General features: G+C 59.7%; 23 protein-coding genes. 20 read left to right on the top strand and 3 right to left on the bottom strand.

Going from position 1 to position 25,260, the window contains the following annotated elements; translation table 11 throughout:
* Positions 1–124: 124 nt before the first annotated feature.
* The 20 genes from purB to B723_RS25895 all read left to right on the top strand — a co-directional run bounded on the left by purB (position 125) and on the right by B723_RS25895 (position 22,254).
* The gene (gene purB, locus B723_RS25800; protein ID WP_017339599.1) at positions 125–1,495 is read left to right on the top strand and encodes an adenylosuccinate lyase; all 1,371 of its coding nucleotides are present in this window, start codon (positions 125–127) and stop codon (positions 1,493–1,495) included.
* Positions 1,496–1,581: 86 nt separating this feature from the next.
* The gene (locus B723_RS25805) at positions 1,582–2,751 is read left to right on the top strand and encodes a cupin domain-containing protein (protein WP_017339600.1); all 1,170 of its coding nucleotides are present in this window, start codon (positions 1,582–1,584) and stop codon (positions 2,749–2,751) included.
* Positions 2,744–3,169 carry a GNAT family N-acetyltransferase gene (locus B723_RS25810; RefSeq protein WP_017339601.1) on the top strand — a complete coding sequence of 142 codons (426 nt, stop codon included), beginning with the start codon at positions 2,744–2,746 and terminating at the stop codon, positions 3,167–3,169. Before B723_RS25805 ends, B723_RS25810 begins: the two co-directional genes overlap by 8 nt.
* Positions 3,170–3,340: 171 nt before the next feature.
* Entirely contained in the window at positions 3,341–4,102 is a 762-nt protein-coding gene (locus tag B723_RS25815; RefSeq protein WP_017339602.1) for a secretin N-terminal domain-containing protein, read from the top strand.
* Between the two features lie 501 nt (positions 4,103–4,603).
* Positions 4,604–5,929, top strand: coding sequence for an isocitrate lyase (aceA, locus tag B723_RS25820; RefSeq protein WP_008032724.1), 1,326 nt, complete (start codon positions 4,604–4,606; stop codon positions 5,927–5,929).
* 546 nt (positions 5,930–6,475) lie between these two features.
* Positions 6,476–6,889, top strand: a complete 414-nt coding sequence (locus B723_RS25825; protein ID WP_003223812.1) for an NADH-quinone oxidoreductase subunit A — start codon at positions 6,476–6,478, stop codon at positions 6,887–6,889.
* A gap of 10 nt (positions 6,890–6,899) precedes the next feature.
* Positions 6,900–7,574 carry a NuoB/complex I 20 kDa subunit family protein gene (locus B723_RS25830; protein ID WP_007946424.1) on the top strand — a complete coding sequence of 225 codons (675 nt, stop codon included), beginning with the start codon at positions 6,900–6,902 and terminating at the stop codon, positions 7,572–7,574.
* 72 nt (positions 7,575–7,646) lie between these two features.
* Entirely contained in the window at positions 7,647–9,431 is a 1,785-nt protein-coding gene (nuoC, locus tag B723_RS25835) for an NADH-quinone oxidoreductase subunit C/D (RefSeq protein WP_017339603.1), read from the top strand.
* Between the two features lie 2 nt (positions 9,432–9,433).
* Positions 9,434–9,931, top strand: coding sequence for an NADH-quinone oxidoreductase subunit NuoE (nuoE, locus tag B723_RS25840; protein WP_007946422.1), 498 nt, complete (start codon positions 9,434–9,436; stop codon positions 9,929–9,931).
* Positions 9,928–11,283: an NADH-quinone oxidoreductase subunit NuoF gene (nuoF, locus tag B723_RS25845; RefSeq protein WP_017339604.1), complete on the top strand. Its 1,356-nt coding sequence runs from the start codon at positions 9,928–9,930 to the stop codon at positions 11,281–11,283. Before nuoE ends, nuoF begins: the two co-directional genes overlap by 4 nt.
* Positions 11,284–11,420: 137 nt before the next feature.
* Positions 11,421–14,135, top strand: coding sequence for an NADH-quinone oxidoreductase subunit NuoG (gene nuoG / locus B723_RS25850; RefSeq protein ID WP_017339605.1), 2,715 nt, complete (start codon positions 11,421–11,423; stop codon positions 14,133–14,135).
* Positions 14,132–15,139, top strand: coding sequence for an NADH-quinone oxidoreductase subunit NuoH (gene nuoH, locus B723_RS25855; protein ID WP_017339606.1), 1,008 nt, complete (start codon positions 14,132–14,134; stop codon positions 15,137–15,139). The genes nuoG and nuoH overlap by 4 nt, the downstream gene beginning before the upstream one ends.
* 12 nt (positions 15,140–15,151) lie before the next feature.
* Positions 15,152–15,697 (top strand): NADH-quinone oxidoreductase subunit NuoI, encoded by a 546-nt coding sequence (gene nuoI, locus B723_RS25860; RefSeq protein WP_007946418.1) that lies wholly within the window; start codon positions 15,152–15,154, stop codon positions 15,695–15,697.
* Positions 15,698–15,706: 9 nt separating this feature from the next.
* Positions 15,707–16,210, top strand: coding sequence for an NADH-quinone oxidoreductase subunit J (nuoJ, locus tag B723_RS25865; RefSeq protein WP_017339607.1), 504 nt, complete (start codon positions 15,707–15,709; stop codon positions 16,208–16,210).
* A 2-nt stretch (positions 16,211–16,212) separates the two neighbouring features.
* On the top strand, positions 16,213–16,521 hold the full coding sequence (gene nuoK, locus B723_RS25870) for an NADH-quinone oxidoreductase subunit NuoK (protein WP_007946416.1): 309 nt from the start codon (positions 16,213–16,215) through the stop codon (positions 16,519–16,521).
* Complete coding sequence (gene nuoL / locus B723_RS25875; RefSeq protein WP_017339608.1) at positions 16,518–18,371, top strand: NADH-quinone oxidoreductase subunit L; 1,854 nt, start codon at positions 16,518–16,520, stop codon at positions 18,369–18,371. The genes nuoK and nuoL overlap by 4 nt, the downstream gene beginning before the upstream one ends.
* Positions 18,372–18,411: 40 nt before the next feature.
* Entirely contained in the window at positions 18,412–19,944 is a 1,533-nt protein-coding gene (nuoM, locus tag B723_RS25880) for an NADH-quinone oxidoreductase subunit M (RefSeq protein ID WP_017339609.1), read from the top strand.
* Between the two features lie 7 nt (positions 19,945–19,951).
* Positions 19,952–21,415 (top strand): NADH-quinone oxidoreductase subunit NuoN, encoded by a 1,464-nt coding sequence (gene nuoN / locus B723_RS25885; protein ID WP_017339610.1) that lies wholly within the window; start codon positions 19,952–19,954, stop codon positions 21,413–21,415.
* Positions 21,416–21,559: 144 nt separating this feature from the next.
* Positions 21,560–21,880, top strand: a complete 321-nt coding sequence (locus B723_RS25890; RefSeq protein WP_238588351.1) for a type II toxin-antitoxin system Phd/YefM family antitoxin — start codon at positions 21,560–21,562, stop codon at positions 21,878–21,880.
* Positions 21,877–22,254, top strand: a complete 378-nt coding sequence (locus B723_RS25895) for a type II toxin-antitoxin system VapC family toxin (RefSeq protein WP_017339612.1) — start codon at positions 21,877–21,879, stop codon at positions 22,252–22,254. The genes B723_RS25890 and B723_RS25895 overlap by 4 nt, the downstream gene beginning before the upstream one ends.
* Positions 22,255–22,383: 129 nt before the next feature.
* Here the strand turns inward: B723_RS25895 and B723_RS25900 are convergent, their stop codons facing one another.
* The 3 genes from B723_RS25900 to B723_RS25910 are packed head-to-tail and all read right to left on the bottom strand — an operon-like array spanning position 22,384 to position 25,257.
* Positions 22,384–24,126, bottom strand: a complete 1,743-nt coding sequence (locus B723_RS25900) for an extracellular solute-binding protein (RefSeq protein WP_017339613.1) — start codon at positions 24,124–24,126, stop codon at positions 22,384–22,386.
* 47 nt (positions 24,127–24,173) lie between these two features.
* Complete coding sequence (locus B723_RS25905) at positions 24,174–24,446, bottom strand: DUF2160 domain-containing protein (protein WP_031319023.1); 273 nt, start codon at positions 24,444–24,446, stop codon at positions 24,174–24,176.
* Between the two features lie 10 nt (positions 24,447–24,456).
* Positions 24,457–25,257, bottom strand: coding sequence for a carbohydrate ABC transporter permease (locus tag B723_RS25910; RefSeq protein ID WP_017339615.1), 801 nt, complete (start codon positions 25,255–25,257; stop codon positions 24,457–24,459).
* Between the last annotated feature and the right edge of the window lie 3 nt (positions 25,258–25,260).

Raw genomic sequence — 25,260 nt, forward strand, 5'->3', positions numbered from 1 at the left:
GCGCCCGCGACACCGTTTTGTAGTCAGTAACGCGTAATACGCTGGTCAGTTGGCGACGGACCGGCGGATTTTTTCATGTATGATACGCGCCCCATTTCGTTGCCCGACTGTCCGAGAACACCCCATGCAGCTTTCTTCGCTCACTGCGGTTTCCCCTGTTGACGGCCGCTACGCCGGCAAAACCCAGGCCCTGCGCCCAATTTTCAGCGAATACGGTCTGATCCGTGCTCGCGTTCTGGTTGAAGTGCGCTGGCTCCAGCGTCTGGCCGCTCACCCCGCCATCAGCGAAGTGCCGGCGTTCTCCGCCGAAGCCAACGCCGTGCTGAACACCCTGGCGGAAAACTTCTCCCTTGAGCACGCCGAGCGTGTCAAAGAGATCGAGCGCACCACCAACCACGACGTCAAAGCCATCGAATACCTGCTCAAAGAGCAAGCGGCCAAGCTGCCGGAACTGGCTGCCGTCAGCGAATTCATCCACTTTGCCTGCACCAGCGAGGACATCAACAACCTGTCCCACGCCCTGATGCTGCGCGAAGGCCGTGATGACGTGATGCTGCCGCTGATGCGCCAGACCGCCGAAGCCATCCGCGAACTGGCCATCCGTTTCGCCGACGTGCCAATGCTGTCGCGCACCCACGGTCAACCGGCCTCGCCGACTACCCTGGGCAAAGAGCTGGCGAACGTGGTTTACCGCCTGGAGCGTCAGATCGCTCAAGTCGCTGCCGTTCCGCTGCTGGGCAAGATCAACGGCGCTGTCGGCAACTACAACGCTCACCTGTCGGCCTACCCTGAGATCGATTGGGAAGAAAACGCCCGCGCCTTCATCGAAGACGAGCTGGGCCTGGGCTTCAACCCGTACACCACGCAGATCGAACCGCACGACTACATTGCCGAGCTGTTCGACGCGATCGCCCGTTTCAACACGATCCTGATCGACTTCGACCGCGACATCTGGGGCTACATCTCCCTGGGTTATTTCAAACAGCGCACCATCGCTGGCGAAATCGGTTCGTCGACCATGCCGCACAAGGTCAACCCGATCGACTTCGAAAACTCCGAAGGCAACCTGGGTATCGCCAACGCACTGTTCCAGCACCTGGCCAGCAAGCTGCCAATCTCCCGCTGGCAGCGCGACCTGACCGACTCCACCGTTCTGCGCAACCTCGGTGTCGGCTTCGCCCACAGCGTGATCGCGTACGAAGCCAGCCTCAAAGGCATCAGCAAACTGGAGCTCAACGCTCAGAAAATCGCTGCCGACCTCGACGCTTGCTGGGAAGTATTGGCCGAGCCGATCCAGACCGTGATGCGTCGCTACAACATCGAAAACCCGTACGAGAAGCTGAAAGAGTTGACCCGCGGCAAGGGCATCAGCCCTGAAGCGCTGCAAACTTTCATCGACGGCCTGGACATGCCAGCCGCCGCCAAGGCCGAGCTGAAACTGCTCACCCCGGCGAACTACATCGGTAACGCTGTAGAGCAAGCCAAGCGCATCTGATCGACCGTTTTAACCGTTTGAGACGCCCGGCAGCGCCGGGCGTTTTTATTCCCGTCTGAAAAGTGCTTTTTTTCAATAGGTTACACATGAATCCTGATATTCCTCTTCAACTTCTGGGTGGCATCACGGCGCGCGAATTCCTGCGTGACTACTGGCAGAAAAAACCGCTGCTGATCCGTCAGGCAATTCCTGATTTCGAAAGCCCGATCGACGCCGACGAATTGGCCGGCCTGGCGCTGGAAGAAGAAGTTGAATCGCGCCTGGTAATCGAAAACGGCGAGCGCCCTTGGGAATTGCGTCGCGGTCCGTTCGCCGAAGACGAATTCAGCAAACTGCCGGAACGTGACTGGACCCTGCTGGTTCAAGCGGTTGACCAGTTCGTTCCGGAAGTTTCTGAGCTGCTGGAAAACTTCCGCTTCCTGCCGAGCTGGCGCGTCGACGACGTGATGATCAGCTTCGCCGCCCCGGGTGGCAGCGTCGGTCCGCACTTCGATAACTACGATGTGTTCCTGCTGCAGGGTCACGGCAAGCGCAACTGGAAAATCGGCCAGATGTGCGATTCCGAGAGCAAGTTGCTGCAACACGCGGACCTGCGCATCCTCGCTGATTTCGAAGCCACCGATGAGTGGGTCCTGGAACCTGGCGACATGCTCTACCTGCCGCCGCGCCTGGCCCACTGCGGTGTTGCGATTGATGACTGCATGACCTACTCGGTCGGCTTCCGCGCCCCGAGCGCTTCTGAAGTGCTGACTCACTTCACTGACTTCCTCAGCCAGTTCCTGACCGATGAAGAGCGCTACACCGATGCCGACGCCCTGCCGGCGGTCGATCCGCACCAGATTCAGCACGACGCCCTTGATCGCCTGAAAGCCTTGCTGGCCGAGCACATGAGCGACGAGCGCCTGCTGCTGACCTGGTTTGGCCAGTACATGACCGAGCCGCGCTACCCGGAACTCGTGGTAGGCCCGGAAGAGATCGAAGAAGACGACCTGCTTGCCAGCCTGGAGCAAGGCGCAATACTGATCCGCAACCCGAGCGCACGCCTGGCCTGGTCCGAAGTCGATGACGACCTGTTGCTGTTCGCCAGCGGCCAGAGCCGTTACCTGCCAGGCAAGCTGCGTGAGCTGTTGAAAATGATCTGCGCTGCCGACTCCCTGCACGCCGACAATCTGGGCGAGTGGCTGACCGACGAAGACAGCCGCGGCTTGCTGTGCGAACTGATCAAGCAAGGAAGCCTGGGGTTTGCTGATGAATAAAATTCACGTACGTGTCGCAGACTGGCAAAAGGATAACGCCGAGATCCGGCGCATTCGTGAGACGGTGTTCATCGCCGAGCAATCCGTTCCGCCTGAACTGGAATGGGATGCAGATGATGCAACAGCGGTGCATTTTCTGGCCTTCGAAGGCGACTTTCCGATTGGCACCGCCCGCCTGCTGCCCGACGGGCATGTTGGCCGGGTGTCGGTGCTGAAAGACTGGCGCGGCTTGAAAGTGGGCGATGCGCTGATGCAAGCGGTGATCGGTGAAGCCGAGAAGCGCGGCTTGAAGCAGCAGATGCTGAGCGCGCAGGTTCAGGCGACGGCGTTCTATGAGCGCCTGGGCTTCAGCCTGGTCAGTGAGGAATTCCTGGAAGCCGGGATTCCGCATGTGGACATGGTGCGACATTCCGCCTGAGCCCCTGTGGCGAGGGAGCTTGCTCCCTCGCCACAAAAGCTTCAAAGCACTGCACAAAACGCCCTGTCATCACACGATGTCGGGGCGTTTTGCTGTCTACGATTCAACTTGCCCCACGGCGGGCCGACAAACTGGCAAACTCAAGACATCAAGAAGTCGGAGATAACGGATATGTCCCTACGCACCCTGCTCACCACGCTGCTGTTGACCTGCAGTTTTTCGGTCATGGCCGCCACCGAGATCGTGCCGTTGAACTACCGCACCAGCGCCGACATGCTGCCGATGGCCCAGGATTTCATCGGCAAGGATGGCCAGGTCAGCGCCTATGGCAACCAGCTGATCGTCAATGCCGATCAGCGCAAGATCGACGAACTTAAAGCCCTTGTTGCCCAACTCGATACTCAGCCAAAACGCCTGCTGATTACCGTCGATACCAACGAAAACAACTTCCAGGGCGACCAGGGTTATTCAGTCAATGGCGCCAAACCGAGCCAGACCCGAATCATCAATCGCAGCACCGAAAGCCGTGACGGCGGCATTCAGCAAGTCCAGGCCAGCGAAGGCTCACCGGCACTGATCCAGGTCGGACAAAGCGTACCGCTGACCAGTACGCAGATCGACTCCTACGGCGACCTGCGCAGCCAGACCGAATACCGCAACGTCACCCAGGGTTTCTACGTTACCGCGAGCGTCACCGGCGACATCGTTCACCTGTCGATCAGTACCAACCGTGACCGCATGAGCCAGGAACGTCCCGATGTAGTGAATGTGCAAAGCACCGACACAACCGTCACCGGACGCCTGGGCGAATGGATCACCCTGGCCGGCGTGAACCGCCAGACTCAGGCCGACAAACAAGGCCTGACCCGCAGCTACTCGACCCAGGGCCGGGATGACATGACCCTGCGGGTGAAAGTCGATACTTTGGACTAAACCACCGAAAACTGACTGATTAGTCGTATTAGACCAAAGATGTAGTGCTTGAAAAAAAGCACTACAAAACGTTTGACGAGCCAAAAAAGCAAAGGCATGATGGCCTCGCTCCCGCTAATCAGGGGCCCTGGCAAGGGCCTTCGAAGCGATGCTCGCATCTACCCCGCGAGCCGTTTCGTGTCTGTACCGCCCACAAGGTGTGTTTGACGAGGTTGCCGACTGGAACGAAGTTGTCCCGAGGGACGGAAGCGTATTTAGGTAAACCCGGCATCACACTGAAGTTCGTATAGAGGCCCACGACGCCCGAATGCGCCCGCCAGTCCGCCCTTACCTGCTCACTTCCCCTCGAGCCCATCGTTCATCCTGTCGCCAATCCCGCCAAATACCCCTTGACCGCCTAAGCTTCTGGTCAGCGAGCTGCCTCATGCGCCCCTTTGAAATTGCGTGTTCGGCTGGAGCAGGAATTTTCCACCCAAGACCTATGCGACGAGGTTTATCTCCATGGCACTGACACGCGAACAGCAAATTGCAGCCCTCGAAAAAGACTGGGCTGAAAACCCACGCTGGAAAGGCGTGACACGCGCTTACTCCGCTGCTGACGTCGTCCGCCTGCGTGGCTCGGTTCAACCTGAGCACACCTTTGCAAAATTGGGCGCCGAGAAGCTTTGGAACCTGGTTACCCAGGGCGCCAAGCCGTCCTTCCGTCCTGAGAAAGATTTCGTCAACTGCATGGGCGCCCTGACCGGCGGCCAGGCTGTACAACAAGTCAAAGCCGGTATCCAGGCGATCTACCTGTCGGGCTGGCAAGTCGCGGCGGACAACAACTCCGCCGAATCGATGTACCCGGACCAGTCGCTGTACCCGGTGGATTCGGTTCCAACCGTGGTCAAGCGCATCAACAACTCGTTCCGTCGTGCTGACCAGATCCAGTGGAAAGCCGGTAAAGGCCCGGGCGACGAAGGCTACATCGACTACTTCGCTCCAATCGTGGCAGACGCTGAAGCCGGTTTCGGCGGCGTACTGAACGCTTACGAGCTGATGAAGAGCATGATCGAAGCAGGCGCCGCCGGCGTTCACTTCGAAGACCAACTGGCTTCCGTGAAAAAATGCGGCCACATGGGCGGCAAGGTACTGGTTCCTACCCAGGAAGCTGTGCAGAAGCTGACCGCCGCTCGTCTGGCAGCTGACGTTGCCGGCACGCCGACCATCATCCTGGCTCGTACCGACGCCAACGCGGCTGACCTGCTGACGTCCGATTGCGACCCGTACGACCAGCCATTCGTGACTGGCGAACGTACTCAGGAAGGTTTCTACAAAGTGCGCGCCGGTCTCGACCAGGCGATCGCTCGCGGCCTGGCTTACGCGCCGTACGCCGACCTGATCTGGTGTGAAACCGCCAAGCCGGATCTGGACGAGGCTCGTCGCTTCGCTGAAGCGATCAAAAAGGAATACCCGGACCAACTGCTGTCGTACAACTGCTCGCCTTCCTTCAACTGGAAGAAAAACCTGGACGACGCGACCATCGCCAAGTTCCAGCGCGAATTGTCCGCCATGGGTTACAAGCACCAGTTCATCACCCTGGCCGGCATTCACAACATGTGGCACAGCATGTTCAACCTGGCGCACGACTACGCCCGCAACGACATGACTGCCTACGTGAAACTGCAAGAGCAGGAATTCGCTGACGCCGCCAAGGGCTACACCTTCGTGGCTCACCAGCAGGAAGTGGGCACCGGCTACTTCGACGACATGACCACCGTGATCCAGGGTGGCTCGTCTTCGGTTACCGCGCTGACCGGTTCGACTGAAGAAGAACAGTTCCACTGATCTGACTCACCGAAACAAACGGCCGTTGCGGACCGAATAAAAGCTAACCGCAACGCCGCACATCTGACGCCCCGACTGGTTCGGGGCGTTTTTTTGCCTGTGATTTTTCACCGGCCCTGCAAAACCCTGCAGGAGTCCGGACAAAAAACCTTGATCCTGAGCATTCTCACGATCAGGAAAACACGGTAAAACGACCCTGCCCGCTACTTGCAGTAACGCGCATATAAGACAACTTTCCGGCCACCCACCCGCTAAACACTTTAAAAACCAAGACAAACAATATTGATTATCATTTAGCTGCAACTATGTTCGTTACATTCCCTACAAAACAATATTGATAAAAACCCTGCTAATGCCCGCAACGCATGGGCTGCGTGGGTTGGGAGGCTTGCTATGTCCTTATTCCGCTAAATAATTTCGCTATCTGAATTTTACTTGCACGGTGTTGTGCCATAAAATCAGCGGGATTGATTGCTGCGACATATCGTCACTGCTTTGTTTCTTTTCAAGCTCAGAGACCTTTGCTCTCTGTTAAGGATTACCAGCATGCCCGAAGCGACAGGACTCATGGCCCACAACTGGGGCTTTGCCATTTTCCTTCTGGGCGTTGTCGGCCTGTGCGCCTTCATGCTCGGCGTCTCCAGCCTCCTCGGGTCAAAAGCCTGGGGCCGCAGCAAAAACGAACCGTTCGAGTCCGGCATGCTACCTACAGGTGGCGCCCGCTTGCGGCTCTCAGCCAAATTCTATCTGGTCGCGATGCTCTTCGTGATCTTCGATATCGAAGCCCTCTTTCTCTTTGCCTGGTCTGTGTCCGTCCGCGAAAGCGGCTGGACCGGATTCGTCGAAGCTCTCGTTTTCATAGCAATTCTGTTGGCAGGTCTTGTCTACCTGTTCCGAGTGGGCGCCCTTGACTGGGCTCCGGAAGCTCGTCGCAAGCGGCAGGCGAAGCTGAAACAATGAGGCTTTGGCAATGCAATACAATCTCACCAGGATCGACCCCGATGCTCCTAACGAGCAGTATCCGATTGGCGAACGGGAAACCGTTTCCGATCCGTTAGAAGATCAAGTCCACAAAAACATCTTCATGGGCAAGCTCGAAGACGTGCTTAACGGCACGATCAACTGGGGGCGCAAGAACTCCCTGTGGCCGTATAACTTCGGTCTTTCGTGCTGCTACGTGGAAATGACCACCGCCTTCACGGCGCCCCACGACATCGCGCGCTTTGGCGCCGAGGTTATCCGGGCATCGCCGCGCCAGGCGGATTTCATGGTTATCGCCGGTACCTGCTTCATCAAGATGGCGCCGATCATCCAGCGTCTCTACGAGCAAATGCTCGAACCTAAATGGGTAATTTCCATGGGTTCGTGCGCCAACTCCGGTGGCATGTACGACATCTACTCTGTCGTTCAAGGGGTGGACAAGTTCCTGCCCGTGGACGTCTACGTGCCTGGCTGCCCGCCCCGTCCTGAAGCTTTTCTGCAAGGCTTGATGCTCTTGCAGGAGTCGATTGGACAGGAGCGTCGTCCGCTTTCCTGGGTCGTTGGTGATCAAGGCGTTTACCGCGCCGAGATGCCTTCCGAGAAGGAAAAGCGCCGCGAACAGCGAATCGCAGTCACCAACCTGCGCAGCCCCGACGAAGTCTGATCCAGATCTGCTTCTTTAATAGAACGAGACACTGGCTTCATTCTTTACGTTGACCGAAAGCGATAAATAACCATGACTACAGGCAGTGCTCTGTACATCCCGCCTTACAAGGCAGACGACCAGGATGTGGTCGTCGAACTGAACAACCGTTTTGGCCCCGAGGCATTCACCGCCCAGCCTACCCGCACCGGCATGCCGGTGCTTTGGGTTGCCCGCGCCAGACTCGTCGAAGTCCTGACCTTCCTGCGCAACCTGCCCAAGCCGTACGTCATGCTCTATGACCTGCACGGCGTGGACGAGCGTCTGCGCACAAAGCGTCAAGGGCTGCCAAGCGGCGCCGACTTCACTGTGTTCTATCACCTGATGTCGATCGAACGTAACAGTGACGTGATGATCAAGGTCGCCTTGTCCGAGAGCGACCTCAGCGTACCGACCGTCACCGGCATCTGGCCGAATGCCAACTGGTACGAACGTGAAGTCTGGGACATGTACGGCATAGACTTCAAAGGTCACCCGCACCTGACCCGCATCATGATGCCGCCGACCTGGGAAGGTCACCCGCTGCGCAAGGACTTCCCGGCCCGTGCCACCGAGTTCGACCCGTTCAGCCTGACCCTGGCCAAGCAACAGCTTGAGGAAGAGGCCGCGCGCTTCAAGCCTGAAGACTGGGGCATGAAGCGTTCCGGTGCGAACGAGGACTACATGTTCCTCAACCTCGGCCCGAACCACCCTTCTGCCCACGGAGCGTTCCGCATCATCCTGCAGCTGGACGGCGAAGAGATCGTCGACTGCGTGCCGGACGTCGGTTACCACCACCGTGGTGCCGAGAAGATGGCCGAGCGTCAGTCCTGGCACAGTTTCATCCCGTACACCGACCGTATCGACTACCTCGGCGGCGTGATGAACAACCTGCCGTACGTGCTCTCGGTCGAGAAGCTCGCCGGTATCAAGGTGCCCGAGAAGGTCGACGTCATCCGCATCATGATGGCCGAGTTCTTCCGGATCACCAGCCACCTGCTGTTCCTGGGGACTTACATCCAGGACGTCGGCGCCATGACCCCGGTATTCTTCACCTTCACCGACCGTCAGAAGGCGTACACGGTGATCGAAGCCATCACCGGTTTCCGTCTGCACCCGGCCTGGTATCGCATCGGCGGCGTCGCCCACGACCTGCCGCGCGGCTGGGAAAAACTGGTGAAGGATTTCGTCGAGTGGATGCCAAAGCGTCTGGACGAATACCAGAAAGCCGCGCTGGACAACAGCATCCTCAAAGGCCGGACCATCGGCGTCGCCGCCTACAACACCAAAGAGGCCTTCGAATGGGGCGTCACCGGTGCAGGCCTGCGTTCGACCGGTTGCGACTTCGACCTGCGTAAAGCCCGCCCGTATTCCGGGTACGAGAACTTCGAATTCGAAGTGCCACTGGCCGCCAATGGCGATGCCTACGATCGTTGCATCGTGCGTGTCGAAGAAATGCGCCAGAGCATCAAGATCATCGAGCAGTGCATGCGCAACATGCCGGAAGGCCCGTACAAGGCGGATCACCCGCTGACTACCCCGCCGCCGAAAGAACGCACGCTGCAACACATCGAGACCCTGATCACGCACTTCCTGCAAGTTTCGTGGGGCCCGGTCATGCCGGCCAACGAATCCTTCCAGATGATCGAAGCGACCAAGGGCATCAACAGTTATTACCTGACGAGCGATGGCGGCACCATGAGCTACCGCACCCGGATTCGCACCCCAAGCTTCCCGCATCTGCAGCAGATCCCTTCGGTGATCAAAGGCAGCATGGTCGCGGACTTGATCGCGTACCTGGGTAGTATCGATTTCGTTATGGCCGACGTGGACCGCTAAGCATGAACAGCACGCTTATCCAGACAGACCGTTTCACCTTGAGTGAAACCGAGCGCTCGGCCATCGAGCACGAGTTGCATCACTACGAAGACCCGCGCGCGGCGTCGATCGAAGCCCTGAAGATCGTCCAGAAGGAACGTGGCTGGGTGCCTGATGGCGCGCTCTACGCCATCGGCGAGATCCTCGGCATCCCGGCGAGCGACGTTGAAGGCGTGGCCACTTTCTATAGCCAGATCTTCCGTCAGCCGGTCGGCCGTCACATCATTCGCGTCTGCGACAGCATGGTCTGCTACATCGGCGGCCACGAGTCCGTGGTCAGCGAAATCCAGAGCAATCTGGGTATCGGCCTGGGTCAGACCACCGCCGACGGTCGCTTCACCTTGCTGCCGGTCTGCTGCCTCGGCAACTGCGACAAGGCCCCGGCGTTGATGATCGACGACGACACTTTCGGTGATGTGCAGCCTGCCGGCGTTGCCAAATTGCTCGAGGGCTACGTATGACCCTGACTTCCTTCGGTCCTGCCAACCGCATCAAGCGTTCGGCCGAGACTCACCCGCTGACCTGGCGTCTGCGTGACGACGGCGAAGCCGTATGGCTCGACGAGTACCAGGCCAAGAACGGTTACGCCGCTGCACGCAAGGCCTTCGCCGACATGGCTCAGGACGACATCGTCCAGACCGTGAAAGACGCCGGCCTCAAGGGTCGCGGCGGTGCAGGCTTCCCCACTGGCGTTAAGTGGGGCCTGATGCCAAAAGACGAATCCATCAACATCCGCTACCTGCTGTGCAACGCGGATGAAATGGAGCCGAACACCTGGAAAGACCGCATGCTGATGGAGCAACTGCCCCATCTGCTGATCGAAGGCATGCTGATCAGTGCCCGCGCGCTGAAAACCTACCGTGGCTACATCTTCCTGCGTGGCGAATACACCACCGCCGCCAAGCACCTCAACCGTGCCGTGGAAGAAGCCAAGGCAGCCGGCCTGCTGGGCAAGAACATCCTGGGCAGCGGCTTCGATTTCGAGCTGTTCGTCCACACCGGCGCCGGGCGTTACATCTGCGGTGAAGAAACCGCACTGATCAACTCCCTTGAAGGCCGCCGCGCCAACCCGCGCTCCAAGCCGCCCTTCCCTGCCGCCGTTGGCGTGTGGGGCAAGCCGACGTGCGTGAACAACGTTGAAACCCTGTGCAACGTCCCGGCGATCATTGCCGACGGCGTGGACTGGTACAAATCGTTGGCCCGCGAAGGCAGTGAAGACATGGGCACCAAGCTCATGGGCTTCTCCGGCAAGGTCAAGAACCCTGGCCTGTGGGAATTGCCGTTCGGCGTCACCGGTCGAGAGTTGTTTGAAGACTACGCCGGCGGCATGCGCGACGGTTACAAGCTCAAGTGCTGGCAGCCAGGCGGCGCCGGTACCGGTTTCCTGTTGCCGGAACACCTCGACGCACAAATGTACGCCGGCGGCATCGCCAAGGTGGGCACCCGCATGGGTACCGGCCTGGCCATGGCGGTGGACGACAGCGTCAACATGGTTTCCCTGCTGCGCAACATGGAAGAGTTCTTCTCCCGTGAGTCGTGCGGTTTCTGCACCCCGTGCCGTGACGGTTTGCCGTGGAGCGTCAAGCTGCTGCGTGCGATCGAGAACGGCGAAGGGCAAGCCGGCGATATCGAGACCCTGTTGGGTCTGGTCGGCTTCCTCGGCCCGGGCAAGACCTTCTGTGCTCACGCACCGGGCGCCGTGGAGCCGTTGGGCAGCGCAATCAAATACTTCCGCCATGAGTTCGAAGCCGGCATCGCGCCCACCAGCGCCGTCGTCCCGCCTCTGGCAAGGCCGATCGTAGTCGGCGCGTAAACGCTTAAAAAAGCGAAGGGTCCGTGCCCTTCGCTTTGTCGTGTGATGACGCCGCAAGCGGCTGAGTTGATTCATGCGAATAACAAGATTCCATTAGCCACGCCCGCTGACACCGGGCCAACGAAGAACTTTGAACCATGGCCACTATCCACGTAGACGGCAAAGAGCTCGAAGTCGATGGGGCAGACAACCTGTTACAGGCGTGTCTGTCGCTAGGCCTCGATATCCCTTATTTCTGCTGGCACCCAGCCCTAGGCAGCGTTGGCGCTTGCCGCCAGTGTGCGGTCAAGCAGTACACCGACGAGAACGACAAGCGTGGTCGGATCGTCATGTCCTGCATGACGCCCGCCACCGACGGCAGCTGGATCTCCATTGACGACGAAGAAGCGAAAGTATTCCGCGCCAGCGTCGTTGAATGGCTGATGACCAACCACCCTCACGACTGCCCGGTCTGTGAGGAAGGCGGCCACTGCCACCTGCAAGACATGACGGTGATGACCGGCCACAACGAGCGCCGTTATCGCTTCACCAAGCGTACTCACCAGAACCAGCAACTGGGCCCGTTCATTTCCCACGAGATGAACCGCTGCATCGCTTGCTACCGCTGCGTGCGCTTCTACAAGGACTACGCCGGCGGCACCGACCTCGGTGTGTTCGGCGCCCACGACAACGTGTACTTCGGTCGCGTTGAAGACGGCACCCTGGAAAGCGAGTTCTCCGGCAACCTCACCGAGGTCTGCCCGACCGGTGTGTTCACCGACAAGACTCACTCCGAGCGCTACAACCGCAAGTGGGACATGCAGTTCTCGCCGAGCATCTGCCATGGCTGCTCCAGCGGTTGCAACATTTCCCCGGGCGAGCGCTACGGTGAACTGCGTCGTATCGAAAACCGCTTCAACGGTTCGGTCAACCAGTACTTCCTGTGCGACCGTGGCCGTTTCGGCTATGGCTACGTCAACCGCGAAGACCGCCCGCGTCAGCCTCTGCTGGCCAACGGCACCAAGCTGAGCCTCGACGAAGCGCTGGATAAAGCCGCTGACCTGCTGCGCGGTCGCAACATCGTCGGTATCGGTTCGCCCCGCGCCAGCCTCGAAAGCAACCACGCGTTGCGCGAGCTGGTCGGCGCCGAGCACTTCTACTCCGGTATCGAAGCCTCCGAGCTGGAACGCATTCGCCTGGTCATGCAGGTGCTGAAAGACAGCCCGCTGCCGATCCCGAACATGCGCGACATCGAAGACCACGATGCGATTTTCGTCCTCGGTGAAGACCTGACCCAGACCGCAGCCCGTATGGCGCTGTCCCTGCGTCAATCGGTCAAGGGCAAGGCCGAAGACATGGCCGACGCCATGCGCGTTCAGCCTTGGCTCGACGCTGCGGTGAAGAACATCGGTCAGCACGAACTGAACCCGCTGTTCATCGCCAGCCTGGCTGAAACCAAGCTCGACGACATCGCCGAAGAATGCGTTCACGCCGCTCCGGACGACCTGGCCCGCATCGGTTTCGCCGTGGCTCACGCCCTCGATGCCAGCGCTCCGGCGGTCGAAGGCCTGGACTCTGAAGCCCTCGACCTGGCCAAGCGCATTGCCGACGCCCTGCTCGCGGCCAAGCGTCCGCTGATCATTGCCGGCACCTCGCTGGGTTCCAAGGCGCTGATCGAAGCCGCCGCGAACATCGCCAAAGCCCTGAAGCTGCGCGAGAAAAACGGTTCCATCAGCCTGATCGTGCCTGAGGCCAACAGCCTCGGCCTGGCCATGCTCGGTGGCGACTCGGTCGACGACGCGCTGCAGGCAGTGATCGATGGCAAGGCCGACGCCATCGTCGTGCTGGAAAACGATCTGTACACCCGTACCGACAAAGCCAAGGTTGATGCCGCACTGACCGCTGCGAAAGTGGTAATCGTCGCGGACCATCAGAAGACCGCCACCAGCGATCGCGCGCACCTGGTGCTGCCAGCCGCCAGCTTCGCTGAAGGCGACGGTACGCTGGTCAGCCAGGAAGGTCGCGCCCAGCGCTTCTTCCAGGTCTTCGACCCGAAATACATGGACGCGAGCATCCTGGTTCACGAAGGCTGGCGCTGGCTGCATGCCCTGCGCGCCACCCTGCTGAACCAGCCGATCGACTGGACCCAACTGGACCACGTCACCGCTGCCGTCGCTTCGAGCACGCCGCAACTGGCGCGTATCGTTGATGCCGCACCGTCCGCCGCGTTCCGCATCAAGGGCATGAAACTGGCCCGCGAACCGCTGCGTTACTCGGGTCGTACGGCCATGCGCGCAGACATCAGCGTGCACGAACCGCGTACCCCGCAAGACAACGACACCGCGTTCAACTTCTCGATGGAAGGTTACTCGGGCTCGGCCGAACCGCGTCAGCAAGTGCCATTTGCCTGGTCTCCGGGCTGGAACTCGCCGCAAGCCTGGAACAAGTTCCAGGACGAAGTCGGTGGCCACATCCGCGCTGGCGACCCGGGCACCCGCCTGATCGAAAGCAGCGGTGACTCGCTGAACTGGTTCGCCGCTGTCCCGAGCGCATTCAACCCGGCGCCGGGCACCTGGCAGGTCGTGCCGTTCTTCCACCTGCTCGGCAGCGAAGAGAACTCTTCGAAAGCCGCACCGGTTCAGGAACGCATTCCGGCTGCCTACGTGGCGCTGGCCAAGTCCGAAGCCGACCGTCTGGGTGTCAACGACGGTGCCATGCTGAGCTTGAACATCGCTGGCCAGACCTTGCGTCTGCCACTGCGCATCAACGAAGAGCTGGGTGCCGGTCTGGTTGCATTGCCGGCCGGTATCGCCGGCATTCCGCCCGCGATCTTTGGCAAATCCGTTGATGGTCTGCAGGAGGCAGCGCTATGACTTGGTTCACTCCTGAAGTGATCGGTGTGATCATCTCGGTCATCCAGGCCATCGTGATTCTGCTCGCCGTAGTGGTCTGCGGCGCGCTGTTGAGCTGGGTCGAGCGTCGTTTGCTCGCCCTCTGGCAGGACCGTTACGGTCCGAACCGCGTCGGCCCGTTCGGCGCGTTCCAGATCGCAGCGGACATGATCAAGATGTTCTTCAAGGAAGACTGGACGCCACCGTTCGCCGACAAGATGATCTTCACCCTGGCACCGGTCGTGGCCATGAGCGCCCTGCTGATTGCCTTCGCGATCATCCCGATCACCCCGACCTGGGGTGTGGCGGACCTGAACATCGGCATCCTGTTCTTCTTCGCCATGGCCGGTCTGTCGGTCTACGCGGTGCTGTTCGCCGGCTGGTCGAGCAACAACAAGTTCGCCCTGCTGGGCAGCTTGCGGGCTTCGGCACAAACCGTGTCGTACGAAGTGTTCATGGGCCTGTCGCTGATGGGCATCGTGATCCAGGTCGGCTCGTTCAACATGCGCGACATCGTTGATTATCAAGCCCAGAACCTGTGGTTCATCATTCCGCAGATCTTCGGTTTCCTGACCTTCTTCATCGCCGGCGTCGCCGTGACTCACCGTCACCCGTTCGACCAGCCGGAAGCGGAGCAGGAACTGGCCGACGGTTACCACATTGAATACGCCGGCATGAAATGGGGCATGTTCTTCGTCGGCGAGTACATCGGTATCGTGCTGATTTCGGCGCTGCTGGTGACCTTGTTCTTCGGTGGCTGGCACGGTCCGTTCGGCATTCTGCCGCAGATCCCGTTCATCTGGTTCGCGCTGAAAACCGCGTTCTTCATCATGATCTTCATCCTGCTGCGCGCCTCGATTCCGCGCCCACGGTATGACCAAGTGATGGATTTCAGCTGGAAGTTCTGCCTGCCGCTGACCCTCGTCAACATGCTGGTGACCGCTGCGATCGTGTTGCTCAACACGCCCGCCGTCGCGGCTCAGTGAGGATAGAGAATCATGAAGTACATATTTGACATCGTGCATGGCTTCTTCACCCAGCTTCGCAGCCTGGTGATGATCTTCGGCCATGCCTTCCGCAAGCGCGACACGCTGCAGTACCCGGAAGAAGCCGTGTACCTGCCGCCGCGCTACCGTGGCCGTATCGTCCTGACCCGCGACCCCGATGGTGAAGAGCGTTGTGTAGCCTGCAACCTGTGCGCCGTGGCGTGCCCGGTCGGCTGCATCTCGCTGCAGAAAGCTGAAACCGAAGACGGTCGCTGGTACCCGGACTTCTTCCGCATCAACTTCTCGCGCTGCATTTTCTGCGGCCTCTGCGAGGAAGCCTGCCCGACCACCGCGATCCAGCTGACACCGGATTTCGAGATGGCCGAGTTCAAACGTCAGGACCTGGTTTACGAGAAAGAAGATCTGCTGATCTCCGGCCCCGGCAAAAACCCTGATTACAACTTCTATCGTGTTGCAGGTATGGCGATTGCCGGGAAGCCGAAAGGCTCCGCGCAGAATGAAGCCCAGCCGATCAACGTGAAGAGCTTGCTGCCTTAAGGAAGAAAGATGGAATTCGCTTTCTATTTCGCATCGGGTATCGCTGTGGTGTCCACGCTTCGCGTGATCACCCACACCAACCCTGTGCACGCCCTGCTCTACCTGATCATTTCGCTGATCGCCGTGGCCATGACGTTTTTCGCCCTCGGCGCACCGTTTGCCGGTGTTCTGGAAGTGATTGCCTACGCTGGCGCCATCATGGTGCTGTTCGTGTTCGTGGTGATGATGCTGAACCTGGGCCCGGCCTCGGTTCAGCAAGAGCGCGTCTGGCTCAAGCCCGGCATCTGGCTCGGCCCGGTGATTCTCGGCAGCCTGCTGCTGGTTGAACTGCTGTACGTGCTGTTCTCCCATCAGAGCGGCCAGGCCATCGGCCACACCACCGTAGACGCCAAGGCCGTGGGCATCAGCCTGTTCGGTCCTTATCTGCTGGTGGTCGAACTCGCCTCGATGCTGCTGCTCGCCGCAGCCGTCACGGCGTTCCACTTGGGCCGCAACGAAGCCAAGGAGCAATGACGATGCCTGCTATCCCTATGGAGCATGGTCTGGCGGTCGCCGGCATCCTGTTCTGCCTCGGTCTGGTTGGCCTGATGGTCCGCCGCAACATTTTGTTTGTGTTGATGAGTCTTGAAGTGATGATGAATGCCTCTGCACTGGCCTTCATCGTTGCCGGTAGCCGCTGGGCGCAGCCGGATGGACAGATCATGTTCATCCTGGTGATCAGCCTGGCAGCCGCCGAGGCCAGTATTGGCCTGGCGATTCTGCTGCAGCTGTATCGCCGCTTCCACACTCTCGATATCGACGCTGCCAGCGAGATGCGCGGATGAATCTTCTCTATCTGACTTTCGTATTCCCTCTCATAGGTTTCCTGCTGCTGTCGTTCTCCCGTGGACGCCTCTCGGAAAACCTGTCGGCCCTGATCGGCGTCGGTTCCATCGGCTTGTCCGCCATCGTCACGGCCTACGTGATCTGGCAATTCAATGTCGCGCCACCTGAAGGCGGTCACTACACCCTGGTGTTGTGGCAGTGGATGGCGGTGGAAGGCTTCACGCCGAACTTCGCGCTGTACCTGGACGGCCTGTCCGTGACCATGCTCGGTGTGGTCGTCGGCGTCGGCTTCCTGATCCACCTGTTCGCGTCCTGGTACATGCGCGGTGAAGCCGGTTATTCGCGCTTCTTCGCCTACACCAACCTGTTTATCGCCAGCATGCTGTTCCTGGTGCTGGGCGATAACCTGTTGTTCCTGTACTTCGGCTGGGAAGGCGTGGGCCTGTGCTCGTACCTGTTGATCGGTTTCTACTACAGCAACCGCAACAACGGTAACGCCGCACTCAAAGCCTTTATCGTGACCCGCATCGGCGACGTGTTCATGGCCATCGGCCTGTTCATCCTGTTCGCGCAACTGGGCACGCTGAACGTCCAGGAACTGCTGGTGCTGGCACCGCAGAAATTCCAGGCCGGCGACTTCTGGATGGTCATGGCCACCCTGATGCTGCTGGGCGGCGCTGTCGGTAAATCCGCGCAACTGCCGCTGCAAACCTGGCTGGCGGATGCGATGGCCGGTCCTACCCCGGTTTCGGCACTGATCCACGCCGCGACCATGGTGACCGCCGGTGTCTACCTGATCGCCCGTACCCACGGTCTGTTCACCCTGGCGCCGGAGATCCTGCACCTGGTCGGCGTCGTCGGCGGCGTGACCCTGGTCCTCGCCGGTTTTGCCGCACTGGTCCAGACCGACATCAAACGTATCCTCGCCTACTCGACCATGAGCCAGATCGGCTACATGTTCCTGGCGCTGGGCGTCGGTGCCTGGGATGGCGCGATCTTCCACCTGATGACCCACGCGTTCTTCAAGGCCCTGCTGTTCCTTGCCTCCGGTGCGGTGATCGTTGCCTGCCACCACGAGCAGAACATCTTCAAGATGGGCGGCCTGTGGAAGAAACTGCCACTGGCCTACGCCAGCTTCATCGTCGGCGGCGCGGCCCTCGCGGCCTTGCCACTGGTGACTGCAGGTTTCTATTCCAAGGACGAAATCCTCTGGGAAGCGTTCGCCAGCGGCAACAACGGTCTGCTGTACGCCGGTCTGGTCGGTGCGTTCATGACGTCGCTGTACACCTTCCGCCTGATCTTCATCGCGTTCCACGGTGAAGCGAAGACCGAAGCGCACGCCGGCCACGGCATCGCTCACTGGCTGCCACTGTCAGTGCTGATCGTGTTGTCCACCGCCATTGGCGCGATGATCGTTCCGCCGCTGCACGGTGTACTGCCGCAAAGCGTCGGCCACGCCGGCGGCGAAGCCAAGCACAGTCTGGAAATCGCTTCGGGCGCCATTGCCCTGGCCGGTATCCTGCTGGCCGCGCTGCTGTTCCTCGGCAAGCGTCGTTTCGTTACTGCAATCGCCAACAGCGGCATCGGCCGCTTCCTTTCGGCCTGGTGGTTCGCTGCCTGGGGCTTCGACTGGATCTACGACAAACTGTTCGTCAAGCCATACCTTGCGATCAGCCACGTACTGCGCAAAGACCCGCTCGACCAGACCATCGGTCTGATCCCGCGTATGGCCAAAGGCGGTCACACCGCCCTGAGCCGTACCGAAACCGGTCAACTGCGTTGGTACGCGGCCTCGATGGCAGCCGGCTCCGTGCTGGTCATCGGCGCCATCGTGCTGGTAGCGGTCTGAATATGAACCTTGCGAACTTGCGAAAGGAATTGAGCCCGTCATGATTCTGCCTTGGCTAATCCTGATCCCCTTTATCGGCGGCCTGCTGTGCTGGATGGGTGAGCGCTTCGGCGCTACCCTCCCCCGCTGGATTGCGCTGATCACCATGTCCCTGTTGCTCTCCCTCGGCCTCTGGCTGTGGGCCACCGGTGACTATTCATTTGCACCAAAGCCCGGCGCCGATCCGACCTGGGCGCTTGAGTTCAAGCACATCTGGATCGAACGCTTCGGCATCAGCGTGCACCTGGCCCTCGACGGCCTGTCGCTGCTGATGATCATGCTGACCGGTCTGCTGGGCGTACTCTCGGTCCTCTGCTCGTGGAAAGAAATCCAACGTCACGTTGGCTTCTTCCACCTGAACCTGATGTGGATCCTGGGCGGTGTCGTTGGCGTGTTCCTCGCCCTCGACCTGTTCATGTTCTTCTTCTTCTGGGAAATGATGCTGGTGCCGATGTACTTCCTCATCGCGCTCTGGGGTCACAGTTCTTCGGACGGCAAGAAAACCCGGATCTACGCGGCGACCAAGTTCTTCATCTTCACTCAGGCTTCCGGCCTGATCATGCTGGTGGCGATCCTCGGTCTGGTTCTGGTCAACTTCAACGACACCGGCGTGATTACGTTCAACTACGCCGACCTGTTGAAAACCAAGATGTCGCTGACCACCGAGTACATCCTGATGCTCGGCTTCTTCATCGCCTTCGCGGTGAAGCTGCCTGTGGTGCCGTTCCACTCCTGGTTGCCTGACGCTCACGCCCAGGCGCCAACCGCGGGTTCGGTTGACCTCGCCGGTATCTTGCTGAAAACCGCTGCCTACGGTCTGCTGCGTTTCGCCCTGCCGCTGTTCCCGAATGCCTCGGCCGAGTTCGCGCCGATCGCCATGACCCTCGGTCTGATCGGGATCTTCTACGGCGCGTTCCTGGCTTTCGCACAAACCGACATCAAGCGTCTGATCGCCTTCTCGTCCGTTTCCCACATGGGTTTCGTACTGATCGGCATCTACTCCGGCAGCCAACTGGCGTTGCAGGGCGCGGTGATGCAGATGCTGGCGCACGGTCTGTCGGCCGCGGCACTGTTTATCCTGAGTGGTCAGCTGTACGAACGCACCCACACCCGCGACATGCGTGAAATGGGTGGCCTGTGGTCGAAGATCGCTTACCTGCCGGCCCTCAGCCTGTTCTTTGCAGCGGCGTCGCTGGGCTTGCCGGGCACCGGTAACTTCGTCGGCGAGTTCCTGATCCTGATCGGCACCTTCCCGGCTGCGCCTGTGGTCACCATCATCGCGACGTCGGGCCTGGTGTTCGGTTCGGTCTACTCGCTGATCATGATCCACCGTGCGTACTTCGGTCCGGCCAAATCGGACGCGGTACTGCATGGCATGGACGGTCGCGAAATGATCATGGTGGTCGGGCTTGCGGCGCTGCTGATCTACATCGGCGTGTACCCGCAACCGTTCCTCGATACCTCTGCTGCGACGATGCATGGCGTGCAGCAATGGCTCGGCACCGCCTTCACTCAACTCGCTTCGGCCCGGTAAGAGCGCTATGGAATTCACGACTCAACACTTTATCGCGCTAGCGCCGTTGTTGATCACCAGCGCCACGATCATCGTGGTGATGCTGGCGATCGCCTGGCGCCGCAACCACTCGCAGACCTTCCTGATTTCCGTGGCGGGTCTGAACCTGGCGCTGCTGTCGATCCTGCCAGCCCTGAAAGTCGCGCCACTGGCTGTGACTCCACTGCTGCAGATCGATAACTTCGCCTGCCTGTACATGGCGCTGATCCTGGTCGCCACCCTCGCCTGTGTGACCCTCGCCCACGCCTACCTCGGCGATGGTGGTTCGGGTTACCCGGGCAACCGCGAAGAACTGTACCTGCTGATCCTGATGGCCGCCGCCGGTGGCCTGGTTCTGGTCAGCGCGCAACACCTGGCCGGGTTGTTCATCGGTCTGGAACTGTTGTCGGTGCCGGTCTACGGTCTGGTGGCTTATGCCTTCTTCAACAAGCGTTCGCTGGAAGCCGGTATCAAGTACATGGTGTTGTCGGCCGCCGGCTCCGCGTTCCTGTTGTTCGGTATGGCCCTGCTCTACGCCGATTCCGGCAGCCTGAGCTTCGTCGGTATCGGCCAGGCCCTCGCGGCCACCGGCCTGCCAAGCTCGCTGGCGCAACTGGGCCTGGGCATGATGCTGATCGGCCTGGCGTTCAAACTGTCGCTGGTACCGTTCCACCTCTGGACCCCGGACGTTTACGAAGGTGCTCCGGCACCGGTGGCGGCGTTCCTGGCGACCGCGTCCAAAGTCGCGGTGTTCGCGGTGATGGTGCGTCTGTTCCAGATCTCGCCAGCGGCGAGCAGCGGTGTACTCAGCGACGTGCTGACCATCATCGCCATTGCCTCGATCCTGTTCGGTAACCTGCTGGCCCTGACCCAGAGCAACCTCAAGCGTCTGCTGGGTTACTCGTCCATCGCCCACTTCGGTTACCTGCTGATCGCCCTGGTGGCGAGCAAGGGTCTGGCCGTGGAAGCCATCGGCGTGTACCTGGTCACCTACGTGATCACCAGCCTCGGCGCGTTCGGCGTGATCACCCTGATGTCCTCGCCGTACAACGGCCGTGACGCCGATGCCCTGTACGAATACCGCGGCCTGTTCTGGCGCCGTCCGTACCTGACCGCCGTCCTGACCGTGATGATGCTGTCCCTGGCCGGTATCCCGCTGACCGCGGGCTTCATCGGCAAGTTCTACATCATCGCCACCGGTGTCGAGTCGCACCAGTGGTGGCTGGTCGGTTCCCTGGTACTGGGCAGCGCCATCGGCGTGTTCTACTACTTGCGCGTCATGGTCACCCTGTACCTGATCGAGCCAAACCTGCGTCGCCACGATGCGCAGCTGCACTGGGAACAACGTGCAGGCGGCGTGATGCTGCTGGCCATCGCCGCACTGGCGTTCTTCCTCGGTCTGTATCCGCAGCCGTTGCTGGTCCTGGTGCAACAATCGGGGTTGGCGGGTTGATCGCCTAGCGATACCCGGTAGAAAACAGAAACGGCACCTTCGGGTGCCGTTTTTGCGTTTGTGGGATTTGTTTCCGTTGCCCTGCCCTCTCCCGACAATCCCCGAAAGCTCTCGCCGTATTACCGGCCTCTTCCTACATCCAACATTGAGCAGTTGGAACGACGCATCTTTACCGCCTGCAAAAATTCTGGCTATATTTGTCCAGAATCTGAGGAGGAAGGAACCATGATCGTCGTTCCGTTAGCCGAAGCAAAAAATAATTTGTCCAAACTTGTCGACGACGCGGCAGCCGGCCAGACCATCACGATTTCCAAACATGGTCGCGCCCTTGCTCGACTGGTTCCCGTCGGGAAAACCTACGGACAGCGCATTGGAGCTATGAAGGGCAAACTTATACTTCCTCAAGACTTTGATGCTCCACTGCCCGACGAAATGCTGGATGCCTTTGAAGGAACTCACGAATGAGGGTTCTGCTCGATACCTATGTTCTGCTCTGGACCCTTAGCGATGATCCCAAGCTGTCTGGTAAAGCCAGAAAGCTCATCGAAAGCGCCGCCGACATTTACATCAGTGCGGCGACCTTCTGGGAAATGGCGATCAAGGTCGGGCTTGGGAAACTTAACGTTGATCTGGATGAAATCCGCCAATACTGTCTCGAAAGCGGGTTCATCGAGTTACCGGTAACTTCGGAGCATGCCATTGCAGTAAAAGACCTGGAACATCACCATCGAGATCCATTCGATCGCCTGATTGTTGCAACGGCCCTTACTGAACCCATGAAACTCCTTACCGCTGACTCAGTTGTTGCTCAGTACACGGATATGGCTGTTTTGGTCTGATCGCTCCACTCTAATTAATGCGCTGCCTCTAATGCCCTCATCGCGAGCAGGCTGCTCGCGACAGCGGCGGAACAGGCACTAATAAAAACGGCACCTTTCGGTGCCGTTCGCCTTTCTCGGTTCTGCGGTTTACTTACGTGCGTCCGCCCACGACTTCAGCAGTTCGTTGTAGCTCACGGTTTCGCCCTTCGGCTTCTCGTTCGCCAGTTTCGGTTTCGGTGCACCCGGTTGATCGAACCAGTATTGCGCATCGCGCTCGGGGTTCATTTTCGGGGCGCAGGTGGCTTGGGCCTTGGAGCGTTCCAGACGGGACATGATTGCGTCCTGGTCCTTGGCCAGGCCGTCGAGCGCCTGTTGCGGGGTTTTGTCGCCGCTGGCGGCTTCGGCGATGTGGCTCCACCACAATTGCGCCAAACGCGGATAGTCCGGCACGTTGGTCCCGGTCGGGGTCCATTGCACGCGGGCCGGGCTGCGGTAGAACTCGACCAGGCCACCAAGTTTCGGCGCCAGATCGGTCATCGCTTGGGAGTTGATGTCCGACTCGCGAATCGGTGTCAGGCCGACAATGGTTTTCTTCAGCGACACGGTTTTCGACGTCACGAACTGCGCATAGAGCCAGGCCGCCAGTTTCTGCTTCTCAGGCGTGGATTTCATGAACGTCCAGGAACCCACGTCCTGATACCCCAGCTTCATGCCCTCTTCCCAATACGGACCCCGTGGCGAAGGTGCCATGCGCCATTTCGGTGTGCCATCGGCGTTCACCACCGGCAGGCCCGGTTTGGTCATGTCAGCCGTGAATGCGGTGTACCAGAAGATCTGCTGGGCGATGTTGCCTTGGGACGGTACCGGGCCGGACTCGGAGAAGGTCATGCCAGCCGCTTCCGGTGGCGCGTAGGCCTTGAGCCAGTCGACGTATTTGGTGGTTGCAAAGACCGCCGCCGGGCCATTGGTGTCGCCACCGCGCGTCACGCTGGAACCGACCGGGTGGCAATCCTCGACGCGGATACCCCATTCGTCCACCGGCAAACCGTTAGGCAATCCCTTGTCGCCGCCACCCGCCATGGAGAACCAGGCATCGGTGAAACGCCAGCCCAGTGACGGGTCTTTCTTGCCGTAGTCCATGTGCCCGTAGACCCGCTTGCCGTCGATTTCCTTGACGTCTTCGCTGAAGAACTTGGCGATGTCTTCATAGGCTGACCAGTTCACCGGCACGCCCAGTTCGTAACCGTACTTTTCCTTGAATTTGGCTTTAAGGTCCGCACGCTCGAACCAGTCGGCGCGGAACCAATAGAGGTTGGCGAACTGTTGGTCGGGCAGTTGATAGAGCTTGCCGTCGGGAGCGGTGGTGAAGGAAAGGCCGATAAAATCCTTGAGGTCCAGGGTTGGCGAAGTGAAGTTCTTGCCTTCATTGGCCATCAGGTCGGTGATCGATTCCGTCTTGCCGTAGCGGAAGTGCGTACCGATCAGGTCCGAGTCATTGACCCAGCCGTCATAGATGCTCTTGTCTGACTGCATCACGGTCTGCAGCTTTTCCACCACGTCGCCTTCTTGCAGCAGGTCGTGGGTCACCTTGATCCCGGTGATCTCGGTAAAGGCCTTGGCCAGCACCTTGGACTCATATTCGTGAGTGGTCAGGGTTTCCGAGACAACCTTGATGTCCATCCCGCGAAACGGCTCGGCGGCCTTGATGAACCACTTCAGTTCCGCGAGCTGCTGATCTGCCGTCAGGGTGGACGGCTTGAACTCACTGCCTATCCATTTCTTCGCGGCGTCTTCATAGGCATCGGCCCAGGCCGAAGCGCTCAAACCGCTGAGTGCCAGCATGGCTGCCAATGAAATGCTATGTCGCAGCTTATTGTTTTTGTCGAACATAGAGACCTCCTTATTGGGTTTCGGAGCAACATTGCCGAGCGATTCGACTAGCCCCAACGCATCACAGCCAACAGCCACACCAGGGACAACGCGGACGCTACCCAGATGCTCCAGTCGGTGACGCCGATTACCAGCAAATGCAGGTAGGCGCTGCCGAGAAGACCGATAAACAGCCGATCGCCACGGGTGGTGGCAATCGGCAAGAAACCACGCCGAAGAATGCTCGGCGAACGCAATTCCCAGGTCGTCATGCCGACCAGGATCAAGGCAATGACACAGAAAAACGTTGCCGTCGGGACGGTCCAGCTCATCCATTCCATCATCAGTTCCTCATACCCGGCCCAGGGCAAAGCCCTTGGCCACGTGGTTACGGACAAACCAGATCACCAGCATGCCCGGCAGGATGGTCAGCACCCCTGCCGCCGCCAGCACACCCCAATCGATACCGGATGCCGAGACGGTGCGCGTCATGACCGCCGCAATCGGCTTGGCATTCACCGACGTCAGCGTCCGCGCCAGCAGCAACTCGACCCAGGAAAACATGAAGCAGAAAAACGCCGTCACACCGATCCCCGAGCCAATCAGCGGCACAAAAATCTTCACGAAGAACTTGGGAAAACTGTAGCCATCAATGTAGGCGGTTTCGTCGATTTCTTTCGGAACGCCAGACATGAAGCCCTCGAGAATCCACACCGCCAACGGCACGTTGAACAGGCAATGCGCCAGTGCCACCGCGATGTGCGTGTCGAACAGACCGATCGAGGAATACAGCTGGAAGAACGGCAACAGAAACACCGCCGGCGGCGCCATGCGGTTGGTCAGCAGCCAGAAGAACAGGTGCTTGTCGCCCAGGAAGCGATACCGCGAGAACGCATACGCTGCCGGCAGCGCCACGCTCAGGGAGATCACCGTGTTCAGGCTCACGTAGTACAGCGAGTTGAGGTAACCGGTGTACCAGGCCGGATCAGTGAAGATCACCTTGTAGTTGGCGAAGGTGAAATCCTGCGGAAACAGGGTCAGGCCGCTGAGGATTTCGGTGTTGCTCTTGAACGACATGTTCAGCAGCCAGTAGATCGGCACCAGCAGGAACAGGATGTAGATCAGCAGCGGAATGAGCTTTCTTTTACTCATGGC

The organism is Pseudomonas fluorescens NCIMB 11764 (genome assembly GCF_000293885.2).
Classification (GTDB): Bacteria; Pseudomonadota; Gammaproteobacteria; order Pseudomonadales; family Pseudomonadaceae; genus Aquipseudomonas; species Aquipseudomonas fluorescens_B.